6 protein-coding genes and 2 pseudogenes are annotated in these 7152 nt (G+C 63.7%); 4 read left to right on the top strand and 4 right to left on the bottom strand.

Annotated elements, in window-relative coordinates:
- On the top strand, window positions 1-1869 hold a 1869-nt coding region (locus HP547_RS25775), incomplete at its 5' end, for an ATP-binding protein (RefSeq protein WP_172288224.1).
- Here HP547_RS25775 and HP547_RS30035 read toward each other — a convergent pair.
- The 3 genes and pseudogenes from HP547_RS30035 to HP547_RS25765 form a co-directional block, all read right to left on the bottom strand.
- Window positions 1844-2275, bottom strand: a pseudogene (locus HP547_RS30035) (methyl-accepting chemotaxis protein); the annotation flags it as partial. The gene HP547_RS25775 and the pseudogene HP547_RS30035 sit on opposite strands and share 26 nt — an antisense overlap.
- 105 nt (window positions 2276-2380) lie before the next feature.
- Window positions 2381-3163: pseudogene (locus HP547_RS30030) on the bottom strand (PAS domain-containing protein); the annotation flags it as partial.
- Window positions 3164-3281: 118 nt separating this feature from the next.
- The gene (locus HP547_RS25765) at window positions 3282-4301 is read right to left on the bottom strand and encodes a LacI family DNA-binding transcriptional regulator (protein ID WP_172225784.1); all 1020 of its coding nucleotides are present in this window, start codon (window positions 4299-4301) and stop codon (window positions 3282-3284) included.
- 207 nt (window positions 4302-4508) lie between these two features.
- On the opposite strand from HP547_RS25765, the gene HP547_RS25760 reads away from it, so the two are divergent.
- The 3 genes from HP547_RS25760 (at window position 4509) to HP547_RS25750 (ending at window position 6891) form a co-directional block, all read left to right on the top strand.
- Complete coding sequence (locus HP547_RS25760) at window positions 4509-5048, top strand: gluconokinase (RefSeq protein WP_172225781.1); 540 nt, start codon at window positions 4509-4511, stop codon at window positions 5046-5048.
- Window positions 5049-5159: 111 nt separating this feature from the next.
- Complete coding sequence (locus tag HP547_RS25755; RefSeq protein ID WP_172288220.1) at window positions 5160-6512, top strand: GntP family permease; 1353 nt, start codon at window positions 5160-5162, stop codon at window positions 6510-6512.
- Between the two features lie 85 nt (window positions 6513-6597).
- Window positions 6598-6891, top strand: a complete 294-nt coding sequence (locus tag HP547_RS25750; RefSeq protein WP_172225775.1) for a hypothetical protein — start codon at window positions 6598-6600, stop codon at window positions 6889-6891.
- 104 nt (window positions 6892-6995) lie between these two features.
- Here the strand turns inward: HP547_RS25750 and HP547_RS25745 are convergent.
- Window positions 6996-7152, bottom strand: a 157-nt coding sequence (locus HP547_RS25745; RefSeq protein WP_178119789.1) for a helix-turn-helix domain-containing protein, incomplete at its 5' end; no start/stop codon positions are given.

Genomic DNA, 7152 nt, shown 5'->3' with positions numbered 1-7152 from the left:
GACCGCCTGCGCATCGCCAGCGTGCTGGATGACGACGCGGCCGTGGCCGCCTTCGCCGTGGCCCCGGACCAGCCTCAGCTGCAAGCCATTCTCGACAAGGCACTGCTGAGCATTCCCCCCGATGAACTGAACCAGCTGATCAACCGCTGGCGGATCAGCACGCTGGTCAGTGACAGCGCCTGGCGAGATTACCGCACCCTGACCTTGCAGGTGCTGGTGTTGTCCGGCCTGCTGCTGGCAGGGGTGGTGTTCTGGAACAGCTACCTGCGCAAGCTGATCAACCAGCGCACCGAGGCAAAACACGCGTTGCAGGACCAGTTGGCGCTGAGCCGCGGGCTGCTCGAACAGCTGCGTCAGGCCAAGAACGACGCCGAACAGGCCAGCCAGACCAAAAGCACCTTCCTGGCGACCATGAGCCATGAAATCCGAACCCCCATGAATGCCGTGATCGGCCTGCTGGAGCTCGCCCTGGAGGACAGCCGCAGCGGCCGGTGCGACACCCAGACTTTGCAGACCGCCCACGACTCTGCGATCGGCCTGCTCGAGCTGATTGGCGATATCCTGGACATTTCCCGTATCGAATCCGGGCATATCACCCTGCAACCAGTGCCCACCAACCTGGTCGAGCTGCTGCGGGCCACCCTGCGCGTGTTCGAAGGCAATGCCCGGGCCAAGGGCTTGCACCTGCACGGTGAGCTACCCGCTGCGCCGGTCTGGGTGCTGGCTGATCCGCTGCGGCTCAAGCAAGTGCTGTCCAACCTGATCAGCAACGCCATCAAGTTCACCGACCGCGGTGAGGTCCAGGCCAGCCTGTTGCTGCCAACGGTCGCCGGCCACAGCATGCTGGCGGTCGAACTGAACGTTCGCGACACCGGCATAGGCATCAGCCCTGCCGACAAGGCCCGACTGTTCAGTGCCTTCGTCCAGGTCGACGGCCCGCGCGCACGTCAGGGTGCGGGCCTGGGGTTGGTCATCAGCCGCACACTGGCCGAATTGATGGGCGGCACCTTGAGCTTGCAGAGCGTCGAAGGGGTCGGCACCCGTGTGCAAGTCAACTTGCAGCTGCCCACCTGCGCAGCACCCGTGCAAGCTGAACAGGAAGTGCCGGCCCCTGAAAGCAGCAGCGGGCCGCTGAATATTCTGGTGGTCGACGACTACCCCGCCAACCTGCTGCTGCTGGAGCGCCAACTGCACACCATGGGGCATCGTGTGACCTTGGCGCAGAATGGCGAAATCGCCCTGGCCCACTGGCAGGACGGATGCTTCGATTTGGTGATCACCGATTGCAGCATGCCGGTCATGGACGGCCACGCGCTTACCCGGCGTATCCGTAGCCTGGAGGCCGACCTTGGCCTGCCGGCGTGCCGGATTCTCGGGGTAACGGCCAATGCCCAGGCCGAGGAGCGTACCCGCTGCCTGGCCAGCGGCATGGACGAATGCCTGTTCAAGCCAATTGGCCTGCGCACCCTCAAGGCGCACCTGACGCAGGCACGCCCTCGGCAACAGCCCCTTAAAGCAGCCCATGGCGGGTTCGACCTGGCCGAGCTGCGCCACTTGACCCAGAACGATGAGCAGTTGACCCGGCATTTGCTTGAGCAGCTGTCACAAAGCGTCGACGAAGACCTGGCCGCCCTGCGCGCGCTGTCCCCAGACGCCCCGGATGAGGACGTGCGTGCCTTGGCTCATCGCATCAAGGGCGGGGCCAGGATGATCAGGGTACGCACCGTGGCCAACGACTGTGAAGCCATCGAACACGCCCACGCGCAGGGGTTGCCCACGGTTGAGCAGCGCGCACAACTTCAAGCCAGCCTGCAGGCGCTGCTTGAAGAGATGCGCGAAGCCCTCAGTGCAATTGAAGCGTCGAACTGATCTGGCTGATGGCATCGACCACATGCCGTGAGCCTTGCTGGATTTCCATGATCACCGTGCCGGCCTCATTGGCCAGCGCGACGCCGTGACAGGTGCGGTTCAGGCTTGACTGCATGCTGGCTACCGCCAACAGCGACAGGTCGTGGTTCTGTCGCACCACATCGACGATTTCCAGGGTCGCCTTGCTGGTCCGCGCCGCCAGGTTGCGCACCTCGTCAGCCACCACGGCAAAACCGCGCCCATGATCACCGGCGCGGGCTGCCTCGATGGCCGCATTCAAGGCCAGCAGATTGGTCTGGTCAGCAATGCCACGGATGGTCAGCACGATCTGCCCGATCACATCCGACTGCTTGCTCACGGCATCGATGCTACGCGCCGCGTCGTTCAATTCGTGGGAAATCTGCTCGATCACCTGCACCGTCTGCTGCACCACCTCGGTGCCCTTGCGCGCGCAGGCGTCGGTCTGCACTGAACTGGCATGTGCCGCATCGGCGGCGCTCTGCTGGGTGCTGACCTGGCGAGTGATGTCGCTGGCGAACTTGACCACCTTGTACAAGCGGCCCTTGCTGTCGAAAATCGGGTTGTAAGAAGCTTCCAGGTAAACCGTCTGGCCTTGCTTGTTGACACGCTCGAAGCGGTGCGAGTGGTATTCGCCACGGTTGAGCGAAGCCCAGAACTCACGGTACTGGGCCGACTCGCGCTCATGCGCCAGGCAGAACAGCCCGTGGTGGCGGCCGACCACTTCATCGTGGCGGTAGCCCATGGTGTCGAGGAAGTTCTGGTTGGCCTTGATCACTCGGCCTTGCGGGGTGAACTCGATCACCGCCATGGAGCGGCCGATGGCTTTGAGCAGGCTTTCGCTTTCGTGCTCCAGCACTACCCGCTGGCTGATGTCGGACGCCACCTTGATCACGCTGCTGACCTGGCGCTGTGCATCCAGCACCGGCATGTAGCTGGCTTCAAGCCAGACCTCGCGGCCCGCCTTGTCGACGCGCTCGAAGGTGCCGCTGATGGCCTTGCCCTGCCCCAGTTCCCGCCACAGTTGCTGGTACTCGGCGCTTTTTGCGTAGCCCGGCTCACAGAACAGTCGGTGGTGCTTGCCCCGCAGTTCTTCGGCGCTGTAGCCCATGGCTTGGCAGAAACGCTCGTTGGCATCAAGGATGGTGCCGTCGGGGGCGAACTCGATCATCGCCATGGAGCGGCTGATGGCTGCGAGCTTGGCCTGCGCATTGGCCAAGGCCTGCTGGCTACGCTGGATCTCGACCAGGTCGGACTTGCGGTGGAAATCGAACATGACGCCGGGCTCCTTTATGCGCGGTGTCCTGAGCATAGATCGCCGTTAGCGCAGTGCAAGCAATGTGCTATCACTTTGTAATTAATACATTTTAATGACTACACACGCTCCAGGAGGCTCAGGAGCTCTCCCGCACCATCAACTCGAAGCCCAGGTCCTGCTGCGCGTTCGGCACCCGCTTGCCATCGAGCAAGGCCAGCAGCGCCTGCGCCGCGCCCCGGCCCACGGCAGCCCGCGGTGTGCGAATCGAGGTGAGCCGCGGAACCATGTGCGCTGACGCCGGCAGGTCGTTGAAACCGACCATTGCCACCTGCCGCGGCACCTCCACCCCTTGGCGCAACGCCTGCAGCACCGCACCCTGGGCCAGGTCGTCGTTGCAGAAGAAGATGCCGTCGACATCCGGCGCCTGCTGCAGCAACTGGCTGAACAACACGCTGCCCAAGGCAATGGATGAAGGCTCCGGCGCCAGCACTTCCAACTCGGCCGCCTGCAGCCCGGCTTCGGCGAGCGCCTGGCGGAACCCGTCGGCACGCTGCATCACCCGCGGGTCGAGCTGCGCCGCAATGAACGCCAGGCGCTTGCGCCCACGCTCGATCAGGTGCCGGGCGGCAGCGCGCCCGGCCTCTTGCTGGGAGAAGCCGACCGACAACGCCCCGGCTTCGCCGTTGAGTTCCATCATGTGCACGCAGGGCACGCCACTGGCGGCCAGCATCTGCCGCGACGCGTCGCTGCGCTCGAACCCGGTCAGCAGCATGCCGCAGGGCTGGTACGCCAGGTAATTGCGGATCAGGTTCTCTTCTTCGGCAACGTCATAGTGATAGTTGCCGATCAGCACCTCGAGCCCACGCGGGCGCATGACTTCGTGAATGGCCTCGAGGGTATCGATGAACAGCTGGTTGGACAGCGACGGGATCAACACCACCACCGAATGGCTACGCGCCGAGGCCAGGGCCCTGGCCGCCGGGTTGGCCACATAGCCCAGGCTCGCCGCTGCGGCGGCGACCTTTTCCACCAGCTCCGGCGCAACCGTGCTGACCCCGCGCAAGGCGCGGGAGGCGGTAATCGGGGAAACCCCGGAAAGCCTGGCAACTTCGGCCAGGGTGGGACGACCTGTAGTACGGGAGCCGGTTCGGGACATGGATGTTGTAATTTTACTACTTGCAAGGATGGGGAACGGCCACTAAGGTAGCGCTGTCTCAGGACGCAGGCAATGTAATCTTTGGTAGCAGCCACCGCGCGCTTGCCGCCAGGCGTCCATACTGCGTAAGGACAAGACCAATAACACCGGGGAGGTGGCTGTTCGTCGGCGACGAGACAGCGCTATCTCACCCCGCAGGAGGTACTGATGAATTCTCCCCTGTCCGCCATCGTGGTGATGGGCGTGGCCGGTTGCGGCAAAAGCTGCATCGGCGCTGCCATCGCTGCCAGGAGCGGCGGTCGCCTGATCGAAGGCGACGCTTTTCACCCTGCCGAAAACATCCGCAAGATGAGTGATGGCATCCCGCTGGACGATACCGACCGTGCCGGCTGGCTGGTCCGGCTTGGTGAAGAGTTGCAAGCCACCACACACGCCGGAGAGCGCCCGATCCTGACCTGCTCGGCACTCAAGCGCCGCTACCGCGACACCCTGCGCGATGCGATGCCGGGGCTGGTATTCGTGTTCCTCGAACTGTCGCCCGCCGAGGCTGAAAAACGCGTGCTGGCCCGCCCGGGGCATTTCATGCCGGCAAGTCTCATCGATAGCCAGTTCGCTGCTTTGGAATCGCCGCGCGGCGAGCCATTGACCTTGGCACTGGACGCCACGCAACCCATCGAAGTCCTGGCCGAAGCGGTAGACCGCTGGCTAAAGCGCTGCGGTGAGCCGGGCCTGGCGCAAACCGCCTGATCGCGGCGGTTTGCTTGGCTCACCAAAGACAGCGCTACCCCGACCCGCATATACACGCAAAGTTCAAAAAAGCTCCGCCAAAAACAACGATAAGACCGAGGCCTTCACACCATGTTCGGACTGGCTACTGACACCTTCCTGCTGCTCGACGCGTTGGTTACCATCATCGGGCTGATCCTGCTGATCACCCATTTCAAAGTGCACCCGTTCGTCGCCCTCATCCTGGCGGCCGGGTTTCTCGGCCTGACCTCCGGTATGCCGGTGGCCAAGGTGATGAAATCGTTCCAGGACGGTTTTGGCGGCGTGCTCGGCTTTGTCGGCATCGTGCTCGCACTGGGCACCATGCTCGGCAAGCTGATGGCCGACTCCGGCGGTGCCGACCAGATCGCGCAAACGCTCATACGTGCCTTCGGCAAGAAGAACGTGCACTGGGCCATGATGTTCGCAGCCTTTCTGGTTGGCATCCCGCTGTTCTTCGAAATCGGCTTCGTACTGCTGATTCCGCTGGTGTTCATCGTCGCCCGGCGCTCTGGCGTGTCGCTGGTCAAGATCGGCATTCCGCTGCTGGCCGGGCTGTCCGTCGTCCACGGCCTGGTGCCCCCGCACCCGGGCCCGCTGCTGGCAATCGGCATCTTCCACGCTGACATCGGCAAGACCATCTTCTATGGCCTGATCGTGGCCCTGCCCACCGCGATCATTGCCGGCCCGCTGTTCGGCAACTTCATTTCCCGCTACATCCCGGGCAACCCGTCGCAGGAATTGATGGACCAGATTGCCAAGGAGTCCGACCAGGGCAACCTGCCGAGCTTCAGCATTACCCTGATCACGGTGCTGCTGCCGGTGGCACTGATGCTGCTGAAAACCTTTGCCGATGTGGTGCTGCCCGCCGAGCACATCGTGCGCCAGTGGATGGACCTGATCGGCCACCCCATCACCGCCCTGCTCGCCGCCTTGCTGCTGGCCTTCTATACCTTCGGTTCGGCGCGCGGCTTCAACCGCCAGCAGATCATGAAGATGCTCGACCAGAGCCTGGCGCCGACCGCTGCCATCGTGCTGATCGTCGGGGCCGGCGGCGGCTTCAAGCAGATGCTGGTGGACACCGGTGTCGGCAACGTGATCGGGCAAATGGCGGTACAGGCGGAAATCTCGCCCATCATGCTGGCCTGGCTGGTGGCGGCGGTGATCCGTATCGCCACCGGTTCGGCGACGGTGGCAACCATTACCGGCGCCGGCATCGTTGCCCCGGTGATCGACCTGGTGCCTGGGGTCAACCGCGAACTGCTGGTGCTGGCCACCGGCGCCGGTTCGCTGATCCTGTCCCACGTCAACGACGCCGGCTTCTGGCTGGTGAAGCAGTACTTCAACATGACCGTCGCCGAAACCTTCAAGACCTGGAGCATGATGGAGACCATTCTTTCGGTGGTCGGCATCATCTTCATCATGTTGCTGTCGCAGGTGGTGTGACCGTTGATCGGGGTCATGGCACCTTGACGCTTCGGGTAGGGCCGAAGGTGAAGTATGCGCCCTACCTGAAGCAAAGGAGCCTGCCATGAACCGCTCAAGCATTCTGTTGATAGCCCTGCTCGCCTCGCCGCTGGCGTTTGCCGTCGGCACCGGCCCCACCTACCCTGACGACCCGCATAATCCGGCACCGAAGCCGGGGGTGGACAGCACCCTCAACCCGATCGAGAAGCCGATGCCCAGGGATACCGACCCGCGCATCCAGGGCAACGACCCTGAAAGCCCGCCGGCCCGGCAGGATGACAACCGTGATTTGCCGGGGATGGATGGCAGTGGCTCGGAAGGGGCCGGGCGTCAGGGTGGGGCAGATAGTCAGCGTTAATCGCCGTGGGAGCAGGATTACGCCACGGGGATCGCACCTGTTAGCCCTGATGCGATCCCCAGCTCGCTGGCTGGCCGCCGATTGGGCTGCATAGCAGCCCTCTCTCACCACTGCCGCTTGTCAGGCCGGGTAAGCCCGAGTTTCTCGATCCGGTAACGCAACATGTCCCGCGACAGCCCAAGCATTCGCGCCGACTTGGTAACGTTCCAGTCCGTGCGGTCCAGGGTCTTGCACACCAGGTCGCGCTCCATGTCTGGCAGG

The organism is Pseudomonas sp. CM27, from assembly GCF_013179515.1.
In the GTDB taxonomy this organism is placed as follows: Bacteria; Pseudomonadota; Gammaproteobacteria; order Pseudomonadales; family Pseudomonadaceae; genus Aquipseudomonas.
This window is presented reverse-complemented; position numbering and strand designations above follow the sequence as displayed.